The 24,251-nt window shown below is 40.3% G+C and carries 14 protein-coding genes and 1 riboswitch; of the genes, 8 read left to right on the top strand and 6 right to left on the bottom strand.

Translation table 11 applies throughout. The features are described 5' to 3' along the window. The first annotated feature begins 344 nt into the window (after positions 1-344). The gene (locus DYD21_RS08855) at positions 345-11,033 is read left to right on the top strand and encodes a neuraminidase-like domain-containing protein (protein ID WP_116035417.1); all 10,689 of its coding nucleotides are present in this window, start codon (positions 345-347) and stop codon (positions 11,031-11,033) included. 558 nt (positions 11,034-11,591) lie between these two features. Here the strand turns inward: DYD21_RS08855 and DYD21_RS08860 are convergent. From DYD21_RS08860 to DYD21_RS08870, 3 genes are all read right to left on the bottom strand, one after another. Continuing rightward, a complete protein-coding gene (locus tag DYD21_RS08860; protein ID WP_116035419.1) occupies positions 11,592-12,044 on the bottom strand; it encodes a phage replication initiation protein, NGO0469 family in 453 nt (150 codons plus the stop codon). Continuing rightward, positions 12,041-12,985, bottom strand: coding sequence for a YqaJ viral recombinase family protein (locus DYD21_RS08865; protein WP_116035422.1), 945 nt, complete (start codon positions 12,983-12,985; stop codon positions 12,041-12,043). Before DYD21_RS08865 ends, DYD21_RS08860 begins: the two co-directional genes overlap by 4 nt. Before the next feature lie 159 nt (positions 12,986-13,144). Beyond that, positions 13,145-13,882 (bottom strand): DUF932 domain-containing protein, encoded by a 738-nt coding sequence (locus DYD21_RS08870; RefSeq protein WP_116035424.1) that lies wholly within the window; start codon positions 13,880-13,882, stop codon positions 13,145-13,147. 649 nt (positions 13,883-14,531) lie between these two features. Here DYD21_RS08870 and DYD21_RS21020 point away from each other — a divergent pair. Beyond that, positions 14,532-14,801, top strand: coding sequence for a hypothetical protein (locus DYD21_RS21020; RefSeq protein ID WP_158551470.1), 270 nt, complete (start codon positions 14,532-14,534; stop codon positions 14,799-14,801). Between the two features lie 48 nt (positions 14,802-14,849). After that, the gene (locus DYD21_RS08885) at positions 14,850-15,377 is read left to right on the top strand and encodes a hypothetical protein (protein ID WP_147303540.1); all 528 of its coding nucleotides are present in this window, start codon (positions 14,850-14,852) and stop codon (positions 15,375-15,377) included. A 287-nt stretch (positions 15,378-15,664) separates the two neighbouring features. Here DYD21_RS08885 and DYD21_RS21380 read toward each other — a convergent pair whose 3' ends face one another. Further along, positions 15,665-15,796 (bottom strand): hypothetical protein, encoded by a 132-nt coding sequence (locus tag DYD21_RS21380; protein WP_255415917.1) that lies wholly within the window; start codon positions 15,794-15,796, stop codon positions 15,665-15,667. 219 nt (positions 15,797-16,015) lie between these two features. On the opposite strand from DYD21_RS21380, the gene DYD21_RS08895 reads away from it, so the two are divergent. Both DYD21_RS08895 and DYD21_RS08900 read left to right on the top strand, forming a co-directional pair. After that, on the top strand, positions 16,016-16,603 hold the full coding sequence (locus DYD21_RS08895) for a vWA domain-containing protein (protein WP_116035438.1): 588 nt from the start codon (positions 16,016-16,018) through the stop codon (positions 16,601-16,603). A gap of 51 nt (positions 16,604-16,654) precedes the next feature. Continuing rightward, complete coding sequence (locus tag DYD21_RS08900; protein ID WP_116035440.1) at positions 16,655-16,873, top strand: hypothetical protein; 219 nt, start codon at positions 16,655-16,657, stop codon at positions 16,871-16,873. A 30-nt stretch (positions 16,874-16,903) separates the two neighbouring features. Here the strand turns inward: DYD21_RS08900 and DYD21_RS08905 are convergent, their stop codons facing one another. Together DYD21_RS08905 and DYD21_RS08910 are read right to left on the bottom strand one after the other, a co-directional pair. Further along, a complete protein-coding gene (locus DYD21_RS08905) occupies positions 16,904-17,323 on the bottom strand; it encodes a fasciclin domain-containing protein (protein WP_116035442.1) in 420 nt (139 codons plus the stop codon). A gap of 642 nt (positions 17,324-17,965) precedes the next feature. Continuing rightward, on the bottom strand, positions 17,966-20,002 hold the full coding sequence (locus tag DYD21_RS08910) for a cation:proton antiporter (RefSeq protein WP_116035445.1): 2,037 nt from the start codon (positions 20,000-20,002) through the stop codon (positions 17,966-17,968). A 180-nt stretch (positions 20,003-20,182) separates the two neighbouring features. Next, a riboswitch (cyclic di-AMP (ydaO/yuaA leader) is annotated at positions 20,183-20,320 on the bottom strand. Between the two features lie 374 nt (positions 20,321-20,694). Between DYD21_RS08910 and DYD21_RS08915 the strand changes: the two genes are divergently transcribed. From DYD21_RS08915 to DYD21_RS08925, 3 genes are all read left to right on the top strand, one after another. Next, the gene (locus tag DYD21_RS08915) at positions 20,695-21,198 is read left to right on the top strand and encodes a DUF4168 domain-containing protein (protein WP_116035447.1); all 504 of its coding nucleotides are present in this window, start codon (positions 20,695-20,697) and stop codon (positions 21,196-21,198) included. A 702-nt stretch (positions 21,199-21,900) separates the two neighbouring features. Beyond that, complete coding sequence (locus DYD21_RS08920; protein ID WP_116035450.1) at positions 21,901-22,320, top strand: hypothetical protein; 420 nt, start codon at positions 21,901-21,903, stop codon at positions 22,318-22,320. Positions 22,321-22,725: 405 nt separating this feature from the next. Further along, positions 22,726-23,784: a calcium/sodium antiporter gene (locus DYD21_RS08925; RefSeq protein ID WP_116035452.1), complete on the top strand. Its 1,059-nt coding sequence runs from the start codon at positions 22,726-22,728 to the stop codon at positions 23,782-23,784. Positions 23,785-24,251: the final 467 nt, after the last annotated feature.

A 24,251-nucleotide genomic window follows, 5' to 3' on the forward strand; every position in this document is an offset into this window, starting at 1 on the left:
TTTAAAAAGAAAAAAAGCAAGATTTCATTAACCAAAAATAAACTATAAAAAATAAAATATGATCACCATTTACACAGAATAAGCTTTAGTACCGGGAAGTAGGATTCCTTCATAGCGCGGCTAAATCGCATCCTTGTACGTGCTGGAATAACTCTCCAGCATTTTAGAGCCCGTCAACTTTACGGAGGATACCCAGGCAGTCCCTTTCCAACTTTTAGCAGGATTACGGTCTGGAGCCTACCGGCTTTTTGATGGCCCCACCGCCAATATGCTGAAGCTGGAACATTTTGAAGTTCCTATCAAAAACAGTTTTAAATGGTTTAACCTAATAAATCAAAATTATCATGCCGACTTATAAAATCGAAGGTCAAATAATAGAGAGAACAAGTGGAAAGTTGATAACTAAAGCCCAGGTCACTCTTACGGTTAAATTCAACGGGCAAACCATCCAGGAAACAAAAGCTAAAGTTGAACAGGATGGTTTCTTCCGGATGTCGTTCTACAACGAATTTATCCAGCTGGGGACAAAAGCTAACTTCCGGGTTGAAGATCAAAACGGCAAGAACCTGCCGACAGATTTTAGCCTGGCATTACGTCCAGGTCGGCAACTGGTTCGTGTCAAAATTCCCGTTACCGTTCCCGGTAAACAATACACTGTCCAGGGAACCATCACTGACCAAAACAACAAACCCATCAAAGGTTTGCTGGTAAAAGCTTTCAGCCTGAACCCTCAAACACCTGAAAACCTGTTGGGTATTCCTGTCTATACCGATGACAAGGGGAGATATAAAATCACCTATAAAGATGGAGATTTCCGAATTGGAGACCGGGAAAGTGGTGGGGCGAATATTATTATTCAGGTATTCTCACCCGAAGGTAAACTGCTGGGAAGGTCCAATAGACATGATAATTCTCCGCAACATACCACGATCAACATGAAAGTGGATTATACCCCTGTTACTGAGACAGAAAAAGAATTGATGGTATCGGGCAAAATCCAATTGCAGGACGGACAAGCAGCCCGGCGATTTTTTGTGCAAGCTTTTGATAAAGATTTGCGGTCTGAAGAATTATTGGGAGAAGGAATAACCGATAGTAAAGGAACGTACGCCATTACCTATTCTTCTACATCCTTCATCAGAGCTGAGCGTGGGAATGCTGATGTTTTTATCAAAGTATTCGATCCTAAAAATAGACCCGTTGGAGTATCTGATATTTTATTTAATGCACCTGCCAGGGCTACCGTTGATTTTCAGGTCAAAGCAGATGAAGTTCAACCATTGTCGGAGTTTGAACTGGTTCGATTATTTGTATCCCCGTTGCTAACAGATATTGCCATTAATAAATTGGATGAATCTGATAAGCATCAGGATATCTCTTTTTTAAGTGGGGAAACAGGATATTCCAAAGACCAAATTCAGCATTTTGTCCAGGCACATTATTTTGAAGCAGACAGCAAAATAGATGCTCCGTTTTGGTATGTGGTATTAGGCATTTCGTTTTATGAAGATGTGGTATTTAACAACCTGGAAGAACAACGTGGGCAAATCAGCGAAAGGCTTAGTCAGTTGGATGAGCGAAGCCTCCGTAAAGAATTGAGGATTGCCTTTACAACCAATAAAATTGAAACCGTTTCGGAAGAAGTTGTCGAAAGGTGGATTCAGTTATATAATGATCATGTAGCCACTCTGGAAGTAACGACTAAAGATACCTTTACCAAAAAGGCATTGGAAGAAGTTGGTATAAATGGAAAGGAAAAGCAGGTAAAGTTTGCCAAAGCTTTCAATAAATACAAAACGTTCTCGCCCGAACTAATCGATGAACTCAAAAAAGACAGGTTCAAAGTTTCTGAAATCAATAATCTGCAAACTTCCTATGAACTTAGCGGGTTTACAAATGCCGATTTCGAAATGGTTAAGTCCATTAAGCGAAATTTCGATGTCAGAGAACCCAGGGATATTCGCTTGCTGGCCAAAAAAAGTCAAAAAGAATGGACTGATCTGGTGAAAGAGTCAAGTGGATCCAATCCCTTGCAGGTGCCTTTGGATTTGGTCATCCCTAAAGACCAGAAGAAAGATTTCACTGAAATTTATGGTAAAACACTTCACAAGCAATTCAGTACCGCTTTTCCAACCATGGCGTTTTCCGGTAGTTTGGACAGAGCAATGGAATCACAAACTGTATCAGGTTTGAAGAATCCTCGAAAAGTGAAAAAAGTGATTGATTCAAACCCGGACTTTGAATTTTTGACAACCCCTATTGATGAATTTGCACGAAAAAATGATGATTTAAAGAAAGACGAAAATTTAAAGTTGGAGTTCAAAGCGGTTCAGAGAGTGTTTAAGTTAACACCCGATTTTCAGGCGACCAACACACTGATGAAGGACAATCTGCATTCTGCCCACGGTATTTACAAGATGGGGGAATCAGAATTTATCCGAAAATATGAGAATGAACCCGGGTTCACCAGGGAAAGAGCACGGACTACTTGGCGAAAAGCAGAAGCTACTCATGCTGCTACGACCGTGTTAATTGCAGAATTACAAGCAACACAAAATGCAGGGGCTATCGCTGCTTTCAATGTGGGAAATGATGCGGTTTCGGATTTTCCCAACTGGAATAACCTGTTCAAGGGAGGAGACGTTTGTGAATGCAAACATTGTCGTTCTGTTTATAGTCCGGCTGCTTATTTCACCGACCTCTTAATGTTTTTAAAAGAAAGAAGGCCTAATGGTATCCCTGTAAAAGATATCCTTTTTAACCGTCGTCCGGATCTGGGGTATTTAGAATTGAATTGTGAAAATGCCAATGTTACCCTTCCCTACATTGATGTGGTCAATGAAGTGCTGGAGGCTGTTGTGGCAGATGGTGAAAATGATAAGGAACTGCCAGGATTTACAACCATTGACGATTCTGATTTAGAGCTGGCTAAAGAAGATGTCTTTACCGCACTGCAAGGCGAGAAATTAAGTATTGGAGAAAACATTCACCTTGCCAGGATCGGCAGTACAGACAACTGGGTATTGCATTCCGACACCATCACATATCTGCTGAAGAAGAAAGGGGGTTCTAATTATTTTGCAAGAATACTCAGGAACACAAAAGCAAAATCCGATGAGCTTCGGGCAAACCCTCAGTATGTAAATCCTGTCGCTTACCAGAAACTGAGTGCTGCTAAATTCCCGTTTGCCTTGCCATTTGACCTATTCGGAGAAGAAGTAAAAGCTTCTTTTGATAAGGTGAAAATTAACCGGTGGGAATTGATGCAATTGTTCAAAGGGAATACTGCCCCTAACAATGCAACGGAAGGGGAAGTAGCAGCGGTTTATTTTGGTATTTCAGTTCCAGATGAAAAAGATATTATCCTTCAAGCTTCGCCCGCTACTCAATTTGAACATTGGGGAGAAAACAGTAATACGACCTTGCTGGACAACATGAAGAATGTAAAGACTTTTCTACGCGTCACCGGTCTGGAATACAACCAACTGCTTACTTTGTTAGACCTTCAATTCATCAATCAGGGCGAGACAATGCAAATAGCACATCTCGATCCTACCTGCGATACCGACCAAAAAGAAATAATGCCGCTTGATGTGGCTGCCTTGGATAGGATCAATCGCTTTCTGAGACTTTGGAGAAAATTGGGCTGGAAGATGTGGGAAGTCGAATTGGTGATACGGCAGGATAAAATTGGTAATGGTAGCCTGAATGAATCATTTCTTATCAACTTGATGTACCTGGTAGAATTGAAAAATAAATTGGGTAAGAAAGTAAGCGTTGAGCAGGTATGCAGTTTGTTTGGCAATTTAAACACCACAAACAGGTTTACAGAGCTACACGAAAAAAGTGCTGATGCCATTTATCAGGATTTATTTCTAAATAAAAAATTGATTAATCCGCCTGATCTGGCATTTGAAATCCCTTTAGTAGATCAAAATCATCCTGATTTTGTTGCAGCTAATGTGTCACTCATCAAAGATCATAAATCAGTCGTTCAGGCAGCTTTGAAATTGAAAGAAGCCGACCTGGATATTTACCTGAACCTGACCAAACGTTCTGATGGTAGTTTATACATTCCAAATGGTGTTGATGGCGATTTGCTTTTACCTCATTTATCCTTTTTATACAGGCATTCCTTTCTGGCAAACTCCTTAAAAATTAAAGCGGCCGACTGGACCACGTTTCTGAAAATTTACAATGCCGATGTTGAGGTATTTACTGATCCAAAATCTGCTTGTGACTTTATAGACGATATTAACCTGATCCAATCATCCGAATTTAAAATGGATGAGTTGAATTATTTACTTGCTGCGGATTTAACAGCTAAGGCAGCCTATAGAGAAGCTACAGCAATTCGTTTCTTAATTTCGCTTAGAAACAGTTTGCAGGAGATAACGAAGGAATATGACCCTGACAAATATGAGTTTTTACAAACTCCCTCACCGAATGATATTGAAAGCTTAGAAAGTCTATTAAGGAATTTACTTCTTAAGAATAATTTAACCGAAGGAACAATTGAATTAATCCTCGGAATTTTGAAAAACTCTACTCCAAGAGTTGCTGAAGCACTGATTGAGGTACCTGATTTTCAATTTCCTGAGGCCATCACAGGTGATCCTGGTAACATTCCGATACAGTATCAAGAAAATCCAGCAATTGAATTTTCTGGCGTAATGTCGAATGATATGCGCAATACTCTATTAACGGATTCTTCAATACCGGCAAGTATCAGAAGTGATGAAGATTATATGAAGGCAATACAAAAACTATATGACCAATCTCAAGGTGGTAATGACTTTTTGCCAAATGTGGTTACTACAAAAATAATATTAGCAAATAACAAATTCCCCGATACCATTACAGGTGCCCCCCATCACATCCCAATACAATATCAAAGAAACCCGAAATTGATATTTACCGGATTGATGACAGATACTGTTAGAGATGAGTTGCTTGGAAATACGTCCATACCAATTGATGTAAGGAATAATCCAGATTATCAAGCAGCTATTCAAAAGGTATATGACGAATCTCAACATGATTTGTTGAATTTAAAATTCTTTAACCCGGAGTTTAAAACTGCACTTGAGAATGTAACAGTTGATTTTGAAAAGGATTTGCCAAGAGAAACTGCATTAAAAGTTTCATTTAATGCAGAGGATAAGCAATTAGTAGTAATTGGGATTTTATCGCAAAAAGAAAAAGAGTTACTGGATGCTCTTGACTCGGACCCGGCATATTTAGCAGCAATCAATAATATTTATTTACAACAAAGTGCAGGTGGCTATTCTCCTAAAGAGCTATGGGTAGACCCAACTGATTTGAACATTTCTACTGATAATTTCTATTCAGAAAACCTTGCTCTGGCAATTAGAGGAAATGGAACAAGCTCAAACTCATTACTTAATTATTTCAAAGAGAAAGAAACAGAAAGTGCCATCATTCAACAATTGAGTAACCAGTTTGGAATTGCTCAAAATATGACAAAGAAACTGATTAATGATTATCAACTTATTGGTACGGAAACCATCTTTGATCATTTAAAAGATACATTTGCCGGATCACTGGGTGTGGTAGATTATGCAGGATTTAAGGATACCTTCGATACCCTTTACTGGTTGCACCGGGTCAGCTTGTTCATCAATAAGTGGGAATTGGATTTTGAAAAATTGGAGTGGTTGTACACTTACCATACACCCACCCAAACAATGGATTTTGCATCACTTCCGGCCGATGATACAGGCACTATCGCTTCCCTTGTACACATTCTGCGAACCGAAAATTTATTAAAACTTAATTCCCGGTTTAATGATGAGGAAATCAGCATTCTAAGTATTATCGGAAAACTTCATAAAGGGGACTATGCGGACATAGAGGACTTTGCCGGTGAATTAGAGATGCTGACAGATTGGAATGCAACGGATGTGGACGACTGGGTGAACAGTATTGATTTAAGCTACCATACCGATTATTTATTAGCTGAAAATTGGATGCGTCTTTACGAGTCTATGAAAATACTGGAGCAGCTAAATGCGGGAACCATGATCGCTATTGATTATGCAAACCCAACTATGGGAGAGTCAGAATCTCTGACTTTAAAGCAATTACTAAGATCGAAATATGGAGCCGAATCCTGGTTAACAATCAGCACGGAAATACAAGATGTATTGAGGGAAAGAAAACGAGATGCATTGGCTGCTTATCTTCTGGCACAACCTCAACCGGCGGATTCTCCCTCCGGCAAGTGGGAAAACACCAATGACCTGTATGCTTATTATCTATTGGATATAGAAATGAGCTCTTGTATGCTTACCTCCAGATTGGTACAAGCTTCGGGTTCTATACAATTATTCGTTCAAAGGTCTTTTATGGGATTAGAACCTGAAGTACCGGTTAAGTCAGATGGAGATGATGGCGATAGTGCCTGGAGATGGTGGAAATGGATGCGGAAATACCGCGTTTGGGAGGCAAACCGTAAAGTATTCCTCTATCCCGAAAACTGGATTGAGCCTGAATTAAGGCCGGATAAATCATCTTTCTTTCAAGATCTGGAAAATGAATTATTGCAAAACGAGGTCAATCAATTGAATGTTGAGCAAGCCTATCTCAACTATCTGGACAAGCTTAATGAAGTAGCTCGTTTGGATATAGCAGCTTTTTACCATGAAGATGATGCAGAGCAAACACTTGTGCATGTGTTTGGTCGTACAGCTGGTGCTGTTCCACATATTTATTATTACCGTCAATATGATTACAGGCGTTGGACACCATGGAAAAAAATAGAAGTGGATATCGTCGGTGATCATTTGATTCCTTTGGTTGTTAATAAGAGACTTTTCTTATACTGGCCGGAGTTCAGGGAAGAGCCGGATGATGCAATGAATAATAATGTTCCAATCCCTGATGGGGATGATGATAATTTCTCCCTTCCACCCACATACAAAAAAACGCAAATCAGGTTGGCAACTACTGAATTGAGAAATGGAAAGTGGCTGCCAAAGAAAGTATCTAATGACTACTTTGAAACGAATGCTTATACAGGGCATTTTAACTCCGGTAAGATGGAGTTTTATGTATTAGATAAAAAAGAACTTAACGGCAAATTAGGTATTAAGTTTACGTATCCTGAATTAGAAGGACAATCGTGGACTCAGAGCTATGATACTTTTGAGTTGTTTGGTTGCGAAGGCCTTCCGGTTAAATCTGATCCACGATTAAATGGAATCTCAGAGCAGGTTACATGGCCATTTCCAAGAATACTCAACAACCTGGATTATATTGAAAAGGAAGCAGGGCAAGTTTCCAATCCGGAAAGCGATTTTGAATTAGAAGAAAATTCCCGGTTTAGCATAAACCAGCGTTTACTTCTTCTGCAAAAAACACCGACTTTTCATAAGTCGTACTTTGCCTGGCAAACCTCTTATCTGGACAGGCTTTTGGAGGGCTTTGAGGTCATATTAAGAAATTTTATGGACAGATCATCTTATGCCAGAAACGGCTCCTGGTTGCCATTCTTTTATGCTGATAGAAAAAAGACGTTCATGGCTTTTCCAATGCTTGACTTTGGCAGGTATCGGGAAGAGACCAGCGTGGTACTGGGGGAACAGTCCGGAACAAGACAGTACTATTACCCTGAAATAAAAGCGTTTTTTAGAAACTATCTACTAACGCTTGAGGGAAACATACGAACTACTTTAGATAGTACAGATTTTACAGTTTATACAGATGCTCAAAGAGTTGCGATGGCCAATGTTCTGGCTAATCTCCTAAACGAAGATCCATATACCAGCATTTCGATAGAGGGACTAATAGAACTGATAGTCAGGTTTTATATGACCATTTACAGGTTCTATTTTGGAGCGATTTCCGCCGGGCTATTCAATGAAAGGAAATATCACTTCAAAAATTATTATCATCCCTTTGTCTGTGATTTCATTAAGCTGGTTTATAATCCTGCCCAAGGTATTCCTGCATTGATGAGTAGGAACACCCAAATGAAGAATAGCGGGTTTAACTTTGGAAAAATGTATGATCCCACGAACCAGGTTTATGATTATGACATTGGCGGAGCATATCCTGAAGAAATAGTTGACTTTTCTGCTGATGGAAGTTATTCCCCTTACAACTGGGAATTATTCTATCACACACCATTGATGATTGCCAACAGCTTGAGCAAAAACCAGCGTTTTGAAGAAGCAATGGAGTGGTATCACTATATTTTCAATCCAATTGGAGTTGAAGGTACACTGGCTGATGGTACAATGGCAGGTTCTCCTCAAAAGTATTGGATTACCAAGCCATTCTTTTTAACAACAGATGAAAAGTACAACGAACAAAGGATTGATACTATTTTGCGAATGATTGCCGGAGACACAACCACTGACAATTTCTCCAGTCAGTTAAAAGCGGATTTGGAAGCCCAGGTGAAAGATTGGCGGTATCATCCGTTTGAACCTCACCGTATTGCTCAATATCGGAATGTTGCTTATCAGAAGACGGTCTTTATGAAATACCTCGACAACTTGATTGCCTGGGGGGACCATCTATTCAAGCAGGATTCAATGGAATCTATTAATGAGGCAACACAGCTATATATACTGGCGGCAGAACTTCTGGGGCCTCGACCGAAAAATATTTCCCCACAGGTTGTTCCGCCGATTGAAACTTTCAATGAGTTGGAAGAAGACTTTGATGATTTTAGCAATGCATATATCGAAATGGAGAACCACATCCCGTCTATGTCTGAGGATGGAATAGACGGAGAAACTGTGGCTCCTATTCCCACACTATACTTTTGCATTCCTCCAAACGATAAAATATTCGGCTATTGGGATACCGTAGTTGACAGGCTCTACAAAATCAGGAATTGCATGAACATTGAAGGTGTTGTCAGGCAGCTGTCTCTTTTTGAACCGGAAATAGATCCGGGCGCTTTAGTAAAAGCAGTAGCCGGGGGCATGGATATTAGTAGTGCTTTGGCTGACCTAAATGCACCTTTACCTTATTATAGGTTTAACACCCTTCTCCAAAAAGCAAATGAAGTTTGCAATGATGTAAAGGCTTTAGGAAATGCTTTACTATCAGCTTTAGAGAAAAAAGATGCTGAGCAATTGGCCTTGTTAAGACAAGGACACGAATTGCAACTGTTAAATGCTTTAAAAGAGGTAAGAGAGCTACAGATTGAAGAAACCAGGAAAAATTTGGATGGCTTGAAGGAAAACCTGGAGCTTACCAAAATCAAAATCGATTATTATGGTTCAAAAGAGTTTATGAATGCGGGTGAAATTGTAGCTACTGTTCTTAACAGCACTTCAATTGCATCACATACTGCTGGTACCATTGCAGATGTTTTAGCAGGGGTAATGTTTTTAATACCAGATTTTAAGGTTGGAGCGTCGGGATTTGGTGGAAGTCCACATTTTGCAGCCGAACCACCTACAGGTAATAAAATAGGAGAATCTACTGGTAGGATGGCAAATGGATTGTATAATGTAGCTACTATATTGGATAAATCAGCAGCAATGTCAAATACTATTGCAAGTTACCAACGAAGGCAGGAGGAATGGGACTTTCAGAAAGAAATAGCTGAACAAGAAAAAATACAATTAGAAGAACAAATTGAAGCTGCAAATATTAGAATTAATATTGCAGAAAAAGAATTATCAAATCAAGAATTGCAAACAGAAAACGCTAAAGAAGTTGAAGACTTTATGAAGTCCAAATATACGAACAAAGAGCTGTATCAGTGGATGATTGGACAAATTTCGCAAGTATATTTCAAAAGCTATCAATTGGCTTATGATTTGGCAAAAAGAGCAGAAAGGTGTTATCGTTTTGAATTAGGAATTCAAGATTCTAACTTCATAAAGTTTGGTTATTGGGATAGCCTTAAAAAGGGACTACTCTCTGGAGATAACCTTCAGCATGATTTAAGGCGTTTGGAAAACTCTTACCTGGAGCAAAACCGGAGAGAACTGGAATTGACCAAACATATTTCCTTGGCATTGTTAGACCCATTAGCTTTGATTAAGTTGCGGGAAACTGGCAAATGCTTCTTCTCTCTACCGGAAGAAATATTTGATTTGGACTATCCAGGACATTATTTCAGGCGGATCAAATCTGTTAGCATTTCTTTACCCTGTGTAGCAGGACCGTACACTACTATTTCATGTTCGTTACGTTTGTTGAACAATCGCATCCGTGTTAAAACCGGACTTGCCGATGGCTATGTTCATAACAATGAAGATGGATTTTTGGTAAACGATAGTCGCTTTGTTCAAAACAATATACCCATCAAAGCAATTGCCACAAGTAGTGCTCAAAACGATAGTGGGATATTTGAACTGAATTTCAGGGATGAAAGATACTTGCCATTTGAAGGTGCCGGGGTAGTTAGTGGTTGGACTATTGATTTATTCAATGATCCAAATGATGATGATTTTGGCAAGGCTCTAAGACAGTTTGATTACAACACTATTTCTGATGCAATTATTCATGTGCAATATACGGCCAGAGAAGCAGGTGGGCTGTTGAAAGATGGTGCAATAGCAAATCTCAGGGAATATTTTGGCAGAGATGATAAAGCCCCCGGTATGAAGGTCATTAACCTGAAACATGACTTTGCTTCTGAATGGCACAAATTGCTGCACCCCAATAACCCGGCAAATGGAAATGTTCTTGAATTTATGATAACACGGAACCTGTTTCCATACAGGGACATATTGCACACACTCAAAATAAATTCTATAACTATACTTGCCAGATGTTCCGATAGTGGGGATTATGATATTACCTTCAATCCGCCATTGTCAAGTCCTCCACCGGCAGGGGCTGATGAAATGACCTTAACGCCAGTTTCTGCTTATGGAAATTTGCACTTTACTACCAGGGATACAACAGGTGATGCCATCGAACTTGATTTTTCTACTGACATTATCTGGAATTTAAAGGTTGAATCCCCTTCAGGGAATAATCTGGAAGAGAATGAATTGGAGGATATGTACATGATTCTTGGCTATGAGTGGGAGGATTAGATTCAGTAGAAAATTTGAGAACATTAAAACTTTAAAACTACTATTGGCTCATATAATAATGTGCGAATGTTGAATAATGATTAGCTACAGGTATCAAGGGACTTATAAAGAATCCCTGATATATATTGATTAAGATGCATGTTGCTGATGTAAGTCTGTTAGCAGCTGAGAGACATTATTCATTCAGCCATACAACTTGCTTCATCCGTATGAAATCCTATCTCTATCCAGATCGTCTCAGCTTGTTACCCATACCATGTAAGCTACGATAAGTGGGAATCTCAGCTTCTTTTGCGTACCGTTTGAATTCAATATATATGCGGGCACCGAGTACGGGTTTGTCTTTGGATGCACCTCCCTGGTAAATAAATACATAATCCTTTGCATTCACCTTTCCACGTCATTTGAGGTAGTCTTAAATAAACTCTCTCAGTTCTTTTATGATTGGGACCTAACGCTCTTTCCTATAATTTGTAGGGGAGGACTTGCGCGAGATGAACTCAATTCCGACTCTAAAAAATCACAGTGGCTATAAAAGGTCACTATGATTTTCCTCTCTTATGATTCCTGAAGAGATTCACTGGCCCGCTCGTACCTACCGGATGGCTCCAGCTGAAGGTCCGGCGCCGGTAATAGGCTTTCTACGTGAGCCCAGGTGCCACGGTCTGTTTTCCGGTGCTCGACGTAGATCATGGCTGGTACACCTACCACCTTCTGTATATTGAACCCACGGGACAACGTTTCTTTTTTGAATGGTTGGCCCCGCCAGCGCTCCAGATCCTTTCTTAAGTTCGATTTTTCATGAAGCGATTTGGTATATCTCTTCTGCAGGAGATACCGGTCGCCATGTTCATTAGTGGCAGCTAGTTCGAAGACCAGCAGAACCATCTGCTTATCACCGAATTTGGTCTCGATTATTCCTAAATCCCTACAATCCACGCAGACGGCAGGTTGAAGCCCACTTGGGGCCAGGTCGGTTTTGGTTGATTTTTCATTTATGATTAGTGTCATAGTTTATCCTGTTTTAGTCTTAAGGTTCTGGTTTGGGTTTCGGTTTGATATCTGGCATACAATTCCGGATAATCTTTTCGGAACTGTTTGGAGTTGAAACTCCGCCGGGTGGAGGACTTCCACGTGAGGATGGGCTTGCCGTCCGCAGTTATAACCTGGTGATCACCGCAGTACTGCTTAAGATCGAACTCGATGGAGGTCTTCATTTCGTTCAATCCCGCAATGCGCTCTTTCAAACTCAGTAGCATATTATACCGCTGGCGAATATGCACGGACGCTTCTATGTGTGACTCATGAGAGTCTGGGTGCTTAATGAGCAGGTCTTCGGTCGTTGATGGTAGAGGGGGCGTATTGCCTTCCACAAATGTTTTCCACCACTGGCTCAGGCGCCGGTTATTTGCCTTAATAAGCTCGTCATCTCGCTCGACAAACACAGGGTCTGCAAACTCACATATGTCTCTGTAGTAGACCTGCAAGAAGCCGTACCCTACATCCAGAATGCCCATGTAGTGCATCAGCTGAGTATACCATTCGATAGGTATATTTTGCGCCAACTCATGAGGTGAAATTCTGTTTGTGGTCGAACACTTTATCTCAAGGACTCCCAATCCAAGGTTGCCTTCGCCATGGATCAAGCCATCGACATTGCCAGACAGCATGGGATACTCCGGGTGGATGAACATCTCGGCAGGTTCTGTGACTTCCAGGTTCATCGATTTCCTGAAGTGGTCCCTTACGATTGGTTCGAAAAGTGTCCCGAAATTGGAAAACGCATTCCCCTTGAAGAAGCTGACGTTCTGAGTCTTTTCCAGCCAGACCATATATGGACTTTTGTATTTTGATTTTCCCAAAACACTGGCTGAGTCACTTCCTCCGATAAAATTCCCCCTCAATTTGCGCCATTCGCCCAACGAGAGGTCTTTTGTTGATATGCTATTCATAAGTTTTTGATTTTATGTTCATATGAAAAAGGCAGCCCCTTTAGGAGCCGCCTTTCTTTGATTTGTGGTTGCTTTCAAGCCATTTTATGATGGCATAAGTGATGGCTCGTTTGCATATCTCTCCTACAATCCGACCAATTTTTTCTGCGTGTTTCATAGCTAATTCAGATAGAGGTCTTCAGTAAGCGCGTGCAGCCTGCTGTGGTTGCGGACCATCGACTGAGGAGGTGTGCTCTTTAATGCCTCCGTACATGCATTGTACGTCGACCAAAGCGAGCTTTTCTCGAACTCAGGATGGGATGGATTGTCGAGCTCCTTAAACGCTTTGGTGGATTGTGTTGGCGATAGGATACCTTCCCCGGTCAGAATGCCCAGGTACTCGTAGCTCGAGCGCTTATCCAGGGTAATCTCCATCATTCTGGCCGCGTCGAAACAAAGCTGGCTGTATTGATGCTGAGATTTATAGATCGCTGTAACAACCTGGTCCATTAGCTCTTCATGCATGTTTCCCGAGTGCTTTCTCAGGACCGTGACATCACCTTTGAACATGAGATTATCACAGACGATAACCGAGGTCCCTACAGCTACGCCAGCGGCTAAAGATTTATCCAGCGAATTTCTGATACCGATTGAAAGGCGCAAAGGATCATCATCTGATGTTGATTTGCTGGCATAGGACAGCACGCCAAACATTTTGTTGCCACTGGCGCTAAGGGCGTAGGCCTCCTTAGCAAATGTAAAGTCCCGGAGCATATTGGAGGCCAAGGTCTTCACGTTGACGGCAAAGTCGTAATGATTCAGCGGCGTATAGGTCTCGGTCTGCTCGGGTTCAGGGATCGCAAGCAGCTGCTCTAAGTTGCAGCGCTCGGATCCACATTGTGTGAGTAGTTCAGGCATTGTAATTCTCCGTAAGTTATAGGTTTTGTTTACACTCTTCTTATACCAAGAAAAGGAGGAGAATTATGCCTGGAGCGCGAGAATAGAGTTGAAAATGGTATAAGAATTATGTGCGAGAGCTTATGGTTGAAAGAGCTATTCAATCCGAATTGTTTTTGCACTAACCCGAATGAAAATATTAGATGTAATAGTTGAAGGACTGATATCATTTTGAGGAAAATTTCAACCATGTCGGGTGTAGAATATATGGTATAGTTTTGCCGGTTAAGTGCAGAATACAGAAATTACCAATGACTTTTGAAATACTTTTGTGCATGACCAATAATAAGGCGGACGCTATATAACCTTGTGTATTTAACTAATCTCGATACTGATAATATTTTAATCAATTACGAAAATATTATTTATTTGGAGCAAAATAACAGAAAAAACGTATTGCATAATTCAAAATATATTTTAATATATTTTGAATATGTATCTGAAAGAGATTTCTTTTTCATCTTGTACTCGTATCGGGAACCCCTTAAAAAATACAAACATGATTCTGGAAATTAATTACTAAATGGCAATTTAAATAAATTTTAGAATTAGTCTGATATCCACACTTAAAACCCATTTCATTAGTCATGAAAATCTTTTAAGTATTACGATGGGCGAGGTTGGAGTAAAAGCAATACCAGGCCCTGAATCAAATCCAAGAATACTTCAATATGCAAATGAGAGTGGTATTCAAAACTATAATTCTGACGAATTGGCTTGGTGCAGTGTTTTTATTGATTGGGTTGCTTACAAAGCAGAAATGGAACGAACAAATAAGCCAGCAGCGAGATCGTGGTTACGAAATGTTCGATCTCTTACTGACTCTATTTGCACGAATAAAGATAATTGGATTGCTATTCGGAAGAATACGGAGCTGTAAGCATATATGAGAAAACATTTAGGCAATACACACTTTAAAGGAATAATTATGAGTAAAATGCCTGATCGAATACCCGCACGGAAACTGTCCGATATCACACTTCCGGATGATACCTATAATGCTGATTTTCAGTTGACTGATAGGTACCAAGCGTTCTCAACAGAATTGATTCGTTTTTCATTGTTCGGTATTGCAGGTTACGGATTCTTGATAGCTAACGTTGTAGTTAAATCCGATGAACACCTAAAGACATTTACTGAACAAGCTGCTCTGCTAGGTGCGGGAATAGTTTTCTTAGGGTTGGCTATGGCACTTGCTTTGGCATATCGTTTCTTCTCGACCGGCTGTCTTGCTTATCAAATATCTATTCTGCGCACTCTTACGCGTCTGGAAAACCCTCACTGGACGGCTGAGGAGCTGGAAGCCAGTGAACAAAGGCTTAACAGAGAGCGCAAAGAACAGCTCCGTACATTAAGGTTTTGTCACAGGTGTTTGATGGCTTCCGTTGCATCACTTGTAGGAGGTGCAGTGTGTGTAGTCTATGTTTTTGCGGCTGTTCTTTTTGGCATCGCCTAATCAAGTAGTTGGCTCCGCCCAAGTTTGAGCGGGTGCGCCCCTCACACTAACCACCGCACAGGGCCCCAACCCTTACCTTAAGAATTCCACCCTCAAGATTTATGACTTACATTCCTGTAAGCCAAGGCACCCATGTTGGGCACACACAATACCTATAAACAATAGCGCCCATCAGGACGCTACTGTTTATAGCCAAACAGTTTAAATAATCTCGAATCCTAAATCATAAAACGCAGTATAACTTCTTCAAAAAACTCATTTGTCAAGACCCAAAAGTTGCCCCACCGTTAATCAACGTTATCATTAAATCTCATCAGAATACTGACTTCTATCGACTCCATCTCCTTCAACAAGTAATCAATCCACTCTTCCAACTTAGCAACTATCACTATCAAATCAAGCGCACTCTCCCAGCTCATATTTCCCTTTAAAAAATCATGAATCCTTCTTGTCGTTCTCTCTTTATATGACATAGGCTCAGTTTCTGGGTATAAGAAGTATGAAGGCCGTAGTAGCTTAAGGATTGCTCAATCCGGCAAATAACAGAAGCGTGTCAGTATGTTGTCACTCGCGTTGTTTATACTGCGCCAGATACACGTTACGCTTCTTAAATCAAACACATAAAAAAAGGAGTAAATATGAAAGAAGGTTTATCAGAGATCATTTGTATCATTGACGCTTCAGGCTCGATGAAACTCATAAAAAATGACGCGATTGGAGGCTTTATCTCGTTTCTTGATGAGCAAAAAAAGCTGCCTGGAGACGCAACATTGACGCTCATTCAGTTTAACACGGATTACGACGTTATTCACGAAAACAAACCTCTGAGTGAGGTTAATCCCATCCGAGACAAAGACTACATACCGACGGGAAGTACAGCGTTGCTGGACGCAGTAGGCAAAGCAATAGATTCAACAGGTCGACGGTTGGCCAGTACTTCAGAAGAGCACAGACCTGAAAAAGTTATTGTCGCTATTTTGACTGATGGAGAAGAAAACGCAAGTACGTCCTATGATTTACCAACGATCAAAGACATGATACGTCATCAGAAGGAGAAGTACTCATGGGAGTTTATTTTCCTGGGAGCCAATCAGGATTCGTTTGCAGAAGCGGCAAAAATAGGCATTGAATCAAAAGACACCATAAACTTTGCGGCAACAGATGATGGAATCAGAACGGCTTATAGCGAGATGAGCAACAGTATTACTACATATAGAAAAAAGTAGAATTCCATCTTAAGAGGCTTCAGGCTTAACAGCTTGAAGCCTTATAATAATATGGGTCATACAAAAAACATGAACCTTGATGTTTTTTTTCATGTATTTGAGGAAGGTTTTGCAGAACTGGGCTTTTGCCCAATCACGGGGTTGTCGGTTAAATTAAATCTTCAAATAATGACTTATATGATGTGGTTTCAATATATGATGTGGTTTCAATCTCTCTTTGGCCCTGACCTTGAAAAACCTCTTTCAATAAAAAAAGCTGCCCAGAGTTAACAAGGCAGCTTTTAGATCGGGGATTTTAAACTACTGAATCACTTCATTTGTGATATGAACCAAACCGTTAGATGCCCGTATATCTCCCTCGGTAATCTCTATCCCGAGTGCGGGCCCAGCATCGGCAGCCTCAACTTCACTCTGAAAAAGATGACCAACTACGAGATTTTGCAGTCTGTCGCTATCTTGTCGAATCTGCTCCAGATCATCACCAAGATTTTCAAACGCCTGATCTGTCGGAGCGATGATGGTGTAGGGCCCCTGATCGGCAATTGCATCACCAAGGTTAGTCTCATTCAGTAATTCAGCGAATATTGTGTGATTTTCGCTGGCTTCAACAACTTCTACTACGGTTTTATCTTGTGCAGTAGCGCTGTTTGTAGTAAGCGCAAACGTGAAAATAAGCGCGAAAATAGAGAGTACTGAGAAATACTTCTTCATAGACTTCATAATGGATTTGTTTGGTTTTACGGTTCGAGAGACAATATCAACTATCTCTATTCTGTATATCTTTACCAATTTCTCATATTTACTGTAGATGAATTTGTTCCAAAATATTTTTTTAGATTTAATTGTATCCAGTAAATAGTACAGATATTAGAGGCTTTGAAATATGTTCAATTTCTCATTTTTTTATTTAGAGTCTCGTTCTTTTTATCTACTGTAGATTATGGCTGTTTTAAAGCAACTTAACGACCGATTTGAGACTGTATGGCCGCTCATAGGCATACTCTATCCATCAGATGGCCTTTGCCAGGCTTACTACAAAAAGGCTATAATACCTTCAGGCCAACGAAATCTTAAAAACTGAATCCTTTGTGTTGTAATCAATAATCTTAATCCATTCAGCAAGCTGTCGCCTCCATTGATAAGGTAGATTGTGCCCCATTAAGGATTAGATTGCCAATGTTTAGTTCAATTTTAGATAGAATGACCACCAAATATTTCGAATATTGTGGCATTTACTATCGTGGTCTACGGTTCTGCAATTATGTTTCCGAATTTCTCAGTTACCAATAAATATACTGAGTACAAAAATGAGCAAGAGGTGATTCTATTTCTGATCTCTTAGCTATTTTTAATGGATTTCAATTAGCTGGTATAAATTAGGTTCGTACTATAGTCAACAGGTTCAGCGGAATGGGGATAGACTATGATAAAACTTATGCCCGGCTTATCTGAAGCCATGGTTCTGGGTACAAGGTTTGTTCCATATGCCCAGCCGTATGTGCCCGACCTTTTGTTGGTAACAATAAGCAGGTCCGAATTCTGTAGATCTTGCAACACATGGGTCATTAACAGATCAAATTTTTCAAATTTTTCAAATTTAATATCCAGTGAAGGGGAAAGAAGATCTACATTATGGCTGATCTGATCTTCATCTTCTGATAAGTGATAAATCTCAAGAGGAGTATTCAGATTTTCTGCCAGCCTCACAATATTGCCAAACAGATGTAAAAAAGTTTTCCCTACGGCTTTTTTGGGAGGAATGACCAAACGAATTTTCTCGAATGTTGAAATAGGTTGATCGAATTTACAGACAAATATTTGTTGATTTGATGTTTGAATCAATTGATCCACCACGCTTCCAAATACTTTCATGGGAGTCGTTATTTCACCATTCCAGCCAATAACTATATCGGTGATCGCATGTTTTTCTGCTGCCAGGTGAATCCCTTCAGCAATATTAAGATTGGTTTCAATGACCGGGTTGGCTGCACTGTTGACGGCGTGTATATGATGGCTGGCCGTATCCAGTATTTTTTGTGCTCTTTCTCTTTGGGAAGCCGCATCTACGTATGTGTTAATCACGGAAAGTGGATAAATCGGATTGCTGCCCTTAATCCTTAAGTTAGCCGCAAACTCAATCAACCGATCAGACGTAACCGGGTTTGAAATCGGTACCATAATCCGCTGATTGACTTTTGGCTTTGCATCTGAGCCGTCACTGATGTCGTCAGTAAGTTTATGACCAAACTTTTCAACAACTATCGGGCCAATAATACACGTAACCAATATCATCATAATGGCGCCATTTAACACTTCTTCTCCGATTAGTCCGACCTCCATCCCAACAAATACTGCTGCCAGGGTTGCCGCAGCCTGGGAATTGGTTAACCCGAATATTACCCAGGCCTGGTCATTAGAAAAATTAAGAATTTTAGCACTGGCAAAAGCCGCCATCCATTTAGTAATAACAACTGTGGCCGTCATAACGCCCATAATGATCCATACATCAGTACTGCCGGTTAATACGGCAATATCTACCTGCATACCTACGAAGATGAGGAACAGTGGTATAAAGAAGGCATCACCAAAAAACTCAACGCGATTTTTTAATGGCCCTTTATTTGAAAGCAGGCGGTTGAATGACAGCCCGGCCAGAAAAGCTCCCACAATCGCTTCAATACCGATCACTTCAGCCAGCCATGCGGCAATCAGCATCATGCCAATTACATAGACATAGGTAAAACGCCCCTTTTCACCCACATACTGAAAAAACCGAAAGCTTGCTTTTGGCAGCACGATAAACATGAATGCCAGGTAGATGGAGAAGAGGCCGGTTAATGTGACCCAAAACATCATATCAAGATCTCCCTCCACTGACCGTGCAACTACTGCCAATACAAGCAGTGCTACCGTATCCGTAATGATGGTTCCGCCAACAGCGGCCGATACACTTTTCTCTTTCATCAAGCCCAGCCGGGAGATGATCGGATACGCCACCAGCGTGTGAGAAGCAAACATGCTTGCGATTAACAGTGATGCGGGCAGGGAGTATCCCATCCAGTAAAAGATAAGGGTGCCAAGAGTTTGGGGTATCAGGAAAGTCAAAGCACCAAAAACGAAGGTGTTTTTCTTCTCTTTTTTGAACTGATCGAGATTAATCTCAAGGCCTGCCAAAAACATTAGGTAGAGCAAGCCCACTTTCCCCAGTACATCAATCACACCGGCGGCTTCAATTAAACCAAAACCTTTGGGGCCAACAATGGTACCTGCCAGTAAGAGGCCCACAATGCCCGGAAGATTTATTTTTTGAAAGACCAGGGGTACAAATAGAATAATGAGCAAAAGAATTGCAAATGCGAGAATAGGTTCACTTGCAATCGAGATTACAGAAAATGTCATAAATGTGAGTTTTCTGAAATCAGAGAATCAAATACCCAACCTACATCTGTAGAAATAGTATTCCTGTACAAGGGATATATACTAAAGCAAAAAACTGATGCAGTGCGAGCGTGCTTCGTAGCTCCTCTGAAAACATGTTTATATTTCAGAAGGCAAAGGAGCTACATAAAGAAAGGTCCTTTGTCTTCTCTCGAAGCCTGCGAAGTTAGCTGTCGGGTTCGGGCTGAGAGAACTCGCCCTAACTGATTGCTCAGAATTCACCCCAAATAATTGGGTCCTCCGCTCACTCATTACTGAGTGATTAGGCAATCTTAAGGTTAGCGCTTTTCAACTTGAAAACAAAATACATAAATCGAGGATGGATTACACACGGCTGAAATACGCACCTTAGCTGGGAAGTGTCTTTGCAGCTTTAAGATAAAGTCATAAACTCAGACGAATGGCTTTGGAGTTTCTACATTTGAGTGGTCATGCAGTACACATTATCATCAACTATGCAACCTTCCCCCTCACACCTTAGCCGAAAACAAAATCCATGATTCTGTAAAGTCTTTTTTAATAATCTTCGACTACAGCTTCCTGTTTGTGATTGGAACAAAAAAGGGAGATTTTGCTTTAAGTGTAATCGGAAGGCAATAACTTTGCAATCCCTGGGTTTTCACAACCATAATTTCAATTAAAAAAATAGTTCAATGAAAATTTTTAAAATAACGAGTCTATTGCTCGTAGCAGTTACATTTGCTTTCTCATCCGCGTTTGCACAAGGAATGGGTCAACAACAGCAACCTCAAATGCCGGATGTCCCCACATCTGAAGACGTAAGTGATGAAGAGCTGAATCAATTTGTAACCACAATCTCTGAGATTGAGCCTATTCAAATTGAACTTCAAACAGATGTACAGAAGCTTGTTGAAGAAAAGAATATTTCCATGGAAAGATTCCAACAACTGATGATGGCAATGCAGAATCCACAAATGGCTGATCAGGTAGAAATATCTGATGAAGAGCGCGAGCAGATTCAAAACATTCAACCCGATCTCACTGACCTTCAAATGAAAGCAGAAGAAAAGATAGTTGAAAAAATTGAAGAGAATGGTCTGAATGTTCAGCGGTACCAGGCAATTATGATGGGTGCACAGCAGGATCAGGAACTGATGACGAGACTTCAGACAGCTCTTGAAGCTACACAGGGCTGATTAAGCAGAACTAAAAATTCATTAGATTATCTATCAAAGCCACTCTCTACGAGTGGCTTTTTTATTTCGGTAAGATATTGAGTTTACCGGATGAAGTCCTTCCAGCAACTGCCTGCAACAATGAAGACCAGTTTACAATTTAACAATGTACAATCCTTTGATCTGGCGGTCTAAAACAACCATATCCCCGCTTAAAATAGGGCTTCTAAGGTATGAGAGCAGACTCTTTTCCTGACCTCCCATTTTAACGCCCAAATTTAAACAGCTCTACTAAATATTTTTGCACATCGGTAAGTAATAAGTAACAAAAGCGAAGTGGGTTTCGAATCATTAAACGAAATTAAAATAGGCGAGTAGAAGAATATTTACAGAAGCTTGATAATGGATTTTAATGTTAACAAAATGTTCATTCAATGATAAACTCCATCTCCATCTCCATCAATAAATAATCAATCCATACCTCCGATTCTGATATCCTTATTAGCGATCGCTAGTTGAATCAAGTCGATTAGAAATTTGCCCCTTATATTGGTTATACCCCTCCCTGTAAAAAGTTTCATACTTACTTTAGATGACAATTGATCGCATAATTTCGTAAGTGTATGCGGCAGTTGAATTATTACGTATTTATACGGATTGATTTCGTTAGAGTTTTCTAATAATTTAAATTCAAATAATGCTATCAGAAAATAACCCAAGAAAATGAAAGAGCAATCAAATAAACATAATTGGGATGAACCACTGCGGAAATTGCTAGTTGATGAAATTGAACTAGATATGAATAAACTGGTTTGTGTTTTGAAGTGCTACATAGGCATATATTCCAAAGACGGACTGCTAATTCTTCACAGTAAATTTAATGAATTAAACGCCAGAAATAAGATTCTCACCTATCTTTTAGGGCGTAAGGTCTCCACAATGATGAAATTCGAGTATCCTGAAATAGTTGATATACTTGAGATAAAAAAAACAACGGGTATCCTAAGAGGAGTATTAATGCCAATTTGTGTTGAACTTAAAACTGAGAATCTGATATCCGGGTCTGGAACATCTGGATATTATGTCTCGGAATCACAAATGTTGCATGTATTGAAAGAACTGGAATACACTTGTCATTCTTAACAAGCTGCTAGTAATACGATGATGATTAAACTCTTTTAATTTGACCACTGTATTCTCGGTGTCTTTGACGACATTACCATATTTTGTCCTGCTATTTCCCCTTCATTTTTTACTCTATATTTAAGGGCTTCATCAGGTTGTCTTAGTTTATTGGCTACCATGATATTACGGATATATATATAAAATTATGCAAGGAAAAACACCATAATGTGCAAACTTCCTGTCATTGGAGAGTCAATTTAAGACGAAATAGACGTGATAGTTGAACATATGATCATATGGCAATGACTTAAAGTCCCACAAACGTCAATTTTTATGTTTCTGAGCCCCTGTTATTAAAACTAGAATTTTTAATCTGTTTGAACTTCGACTTTTTGAGGAAGCCCTAGTTAAACGTTCACGTTAATGACCATCATCCTTATTATAATAGGCCTTGCACTACTAATTGCCGGTGCTGAACTGCTGGTGAAAGGGGCATCAGGTATTGCCCTCAATTTCCGGATTTCACCATTGGTTGTCGGGCTGACGGTTGTCGCATTTGGAACCAGTACTCCCGAACTCGTTGTGGGGATAGAGTCATCTTTGGCAGGCAAAGAGGGCATTACATTTGGCACGGTAGTCGGCAGCAACATTTTCAATATCCTGTTTATCCTTGGTATTTCGGCTTTGATACTTCCGCTATCTGTCTCCAAAAAACTTCTCCGACTGGATGTACCCTTTATGATCATTCTTTCGGTTGTTTTATTGCTTTTATCATTGAATGGAGTACTGAGCCGGGTGGAAGGAATTGTGTTGTCAGTCGGACTCATTATCTACACAACAATTTTGATTTGGGAGAGCCGAAGAAAGATTGAACCTGAACCTGTTGAGGCAGATGAGATTCCTGCCAAAAAGAAGGGGTGGCTTCTGAATAGTAGCATGGCTGCCGGGGGACTTGGATTACTGTTGGCGGGTTCCAACTGGTTTCTGGATGGTGCTGTAGAAATTGCACGTTTGGCTGGACTAAGTGAAGTCATTATCGGTTTAACGATTGTTGCGGCAGGTACATCCATGCCGGAAGTGGTAACATCCATTATGGCCGCTCTTCGAGGTGAGCGCGAGATCGCTGTAGGTAATGTTGTGGGTAGTAATATTTTTAATATTCTGGGTGTGCTGGGCATTTCGGCTATGTTTGCCTACGGTGGCCTTGACATTTCACAATCTATGATTAGGTTTGATATTCCGGTAATGATTGCCGTGGCACTGGCTTGCCTGCCCATATTTTTTACCGGCGGAATCATCAGCCGCGGTGAAGGCATCCTCTTTTTGGGATACTATACCGCATATTCACTATATCTGATATTGGCCGCGACTCACCACGATGCGCTACCGGGTTTCAGTTCGGTAATGATCTGGTTTGTGATACCGATAACCGTCCTTACGTTAGCTGTAACGGCCTGGCAGCATTTCAAATCAGGAAAGTGAAAGTAAATATTGGAGATAAAATAGGTCCGGTTTATGATATGGGCCATTGTCTCAGGGGACTCATACACGAAAGTATACCACTAACTTTTATAGAGTTAGAGGTTTTTATTGTGTGTAAAGGTTTTCCGGAGAGAAGGATTACAAAGAAGTAAAATATTAAATATCACTGCGTCACTTTTTAAGAGTGAAACTAGTCTCAATCCATTCGATTAGAGTATTCATCTGCTCCAATAACTAAGTCTGTAAACAGATCTAATTCGAAAGTATGAGCATGTTGACTGCAATTCACTGTATTGAACTTTCATCGATCCAATCAATTTCTTTTCCATTAGAGACTGCATCTATGTGGATTTATCTGCAACGGCAGGCTGGGAATGAGATGCTCTGCTTGGAAACTATCCGTAACGCTTCATCTAATTTCGGTTCAATTCTGGAAAGGTTGATGTTCAGCACATCATCCAGCAACG

The organism is Rhodohalobacter sp. SW132 (assembly GCF_003390325.1).
In the GTDB taxonomy this organism is placed as follows: Bacteria; Bacteroidota; Rhodothermia; order Balneolales; family Balneolaceae; genus SW132.

What these genes read in the sequence shown, in the direction of transcription:
- DYD21_RS08900 (WP_116035440.1), top strand. Translation starts at nt 16,655, where the DNA reads ATGGGTCATACAAAAAACATGAACCTTGATGTTTTTTTTCATGTATTT.
- DYD21_RS08865 (WP_116035422.1), bottom strand. Translation starts at nt 12,985, where the DNA reads ATGAATAGCATATCAACAAAAGACCTCTCGTTGGGCGAATGGCGCAAA.
- DYD21_RS08895 (WP_116035438.1), top strand. Translation starts at nt 16,016, where the DNA reads ATGAAAGAAGGTTTATCAGAGATCATTTGTATCATTGACGCTTCAGGC.
- DYD21_RS08860 (WP_116035419.1), bottom strand. Translation starts at nt 12,044, where the DNA reads ATGACACTAATCATAAATGAAAAATCAACCAAAACCGACCTGGCCCCA.
- DYD21_RS21380 (WP_255415917.1), bottom strand. Translation starts at nt 15,796, where the DNA reads ATGAGCTGGGAGAGTGCGCTTGATTTGATAGTGATAGTTGCTAAGTTG.
- DYD21_RS08915 (WP_116035447.1), top strand. Translation starts at nt 20,695, where the DNA reads ATGAAAATTTTTAAAATAACGAGTCTATTGCTCGTAGCAGTTACATTT.
- DYD21_RS08870 (WP_116035424.1), bottom strand. Translation starts at nt 13,882, where the DNA reads ATGCCTGAACTACTCACACAATGTGGATCCGAGCGCTGCAACTTAGAG.
- DYD21_RS08910 (WP_116035445.1), bottom strand. Translation starts at nt 20,002, where the DNA reads ATGACATTTTCTGTAATCTCGATTGCAAGTGAACCTATTCTCGCATTT.
- DYD21_RS08920 (WP_116035450.1), top strand. Translation starts at nt 21,901, where the DNA reads ATGAAAGAGCAATCAAATAAACATAATTGGGATGAACCACTGCGGAAA.
- DYD21_RS08925 (WP_116035452.1), top strand. Translation starts at nt 22,726, where the DNA reads ATGACCATCATCCTTATTATAATAGGCCTTGCACTACTAATTGCCGGT.
- DYD21_RS08855 (WP_116035417.1), top strand. Translation starts at nt 345, where the DNA reads ATGCCGACTTATAAAATCGAAGGTCAAATAATAGAGAGAACAAGTGGA.
- DYD21_RS21020 (WP_158551470.1), top strand. Translation starts at nt 14,532, where the DNA reads ATGGGCGAGGTTGGAGTAAAAGCAATACCAGGCCCTGAATCAAATCCA.
- DYD21_RS08905 (WP_116035442.1), bottom strand. Translation starts at nt 17,323, where the DNA reads ATGAAGTCTATGAAGAAGTATTTCTCAGTACTCTCTATTTTCGCGCTT.
- DYD21_RS08885 (WP_147303540.1), top strand. Translation starts at nt 14,850, where the DNA reads ATGAGTAAAATGCCTGATCGAATACCCGCACGGAAACTGTCCGATATC.